Origin of the sequence: Pseudocitrobacter sp. 73 (genome assembly GCF_008369545.1) — a bacterium.
GTDB classification, from domain to species: Bacteria; Pseudomonadota; Gammaproteobacteria; order Enterobacterales; family Enterobacteriaceae; genus Pseudocitrobacter; species Pseudocitrobacter vendiensis.
Map to the genome: position 1 here is coordinate 1 of NZ_VTZO01000064.1, position 855 is coordinate 855.

At 53.3% G+C, this 855-nt stretch carries 1 protein-coding gene; it reads left to right on the forward strand.

Annotated features, from left to right (window positions below; all coding sequences use genetic code 11):
* Positions 1-855, forward strand: an 855-nt coding sequence (gene tuf / locus F0Q32_RS25555) for an elongation factor Tu (RefSeq protein ID WP_149465159.1), incomplete at both ends; no start/stop codon positions are given.

Genomic DNA, 855 nt, shown 5'->3' on the forward strand with positions numbered 1-855 from the left:
ACCGGTGCTGCGCAGATGGACGGCGCGATCCTGGTTGTTGCTGCGACTGACGGCCCGATGCCGCAGACTCGTGAGCACATCCTGCTGGGTCGTCAGGTAGGCGTTCCGTACATCATCGTGTTCCTGAACAAATGCGACATGGTTGATGACGAAGAGCTGCTGGAACTGGTAGAAATGGAAGTTCGTGAACTTCTGTCTCAGTACGACTTCCCGGGCGACGACACGCCGATCGTTCGTGGTTCTGCTCTGAAAGCGCTGGAAGGCGAAGCAGAGTGGGAAGCGAAAATCATCGAACTGGCTGGCTTCCTGGATTCTTACATCCCGGAACCAGAACGTGCTATCGACAAGCCGTTCCTGCTGCCGATCGAAGACGTATTCTCCATCTCCGGTCGTGGTACCGTTGTTACCGGTCGTGTAGAACGCGGTATCATCAAAGTTGGTGAAGAAGTTGAAATCGTTGGTATCAAAGAGACTGCGAAGTCTACCTGTACTGGCGTTGAAATGTTCCGCAAACTGCTGGACGAAGGCCGTGCTGGTGAGAACGTTGGTGTTCTGCTGCGTGGTATCAAACGTGAAGAAATCGAACGTGGTCAGGTACTGGCTAAGCCGGGTTCTATCAAGCCGCACACCAAATTCGAATCTGAAGTTTATATCCTGTCCAAAGATGAAGGCGGCCGTCATACTCCGTTCTTCAAAGGCTACCGTCCGCAGTTCTACTTCCGTACTACTGACGTGACTGGCACCATTGAACTGCCGGAAGGCGTAGAGATGGTAATGCCGGGCGACAACATCAAAATGGTTGTTACCCTGATCCACCCGATCGCGATGGACGACGGTCTGCGTTTCGCAATCCGT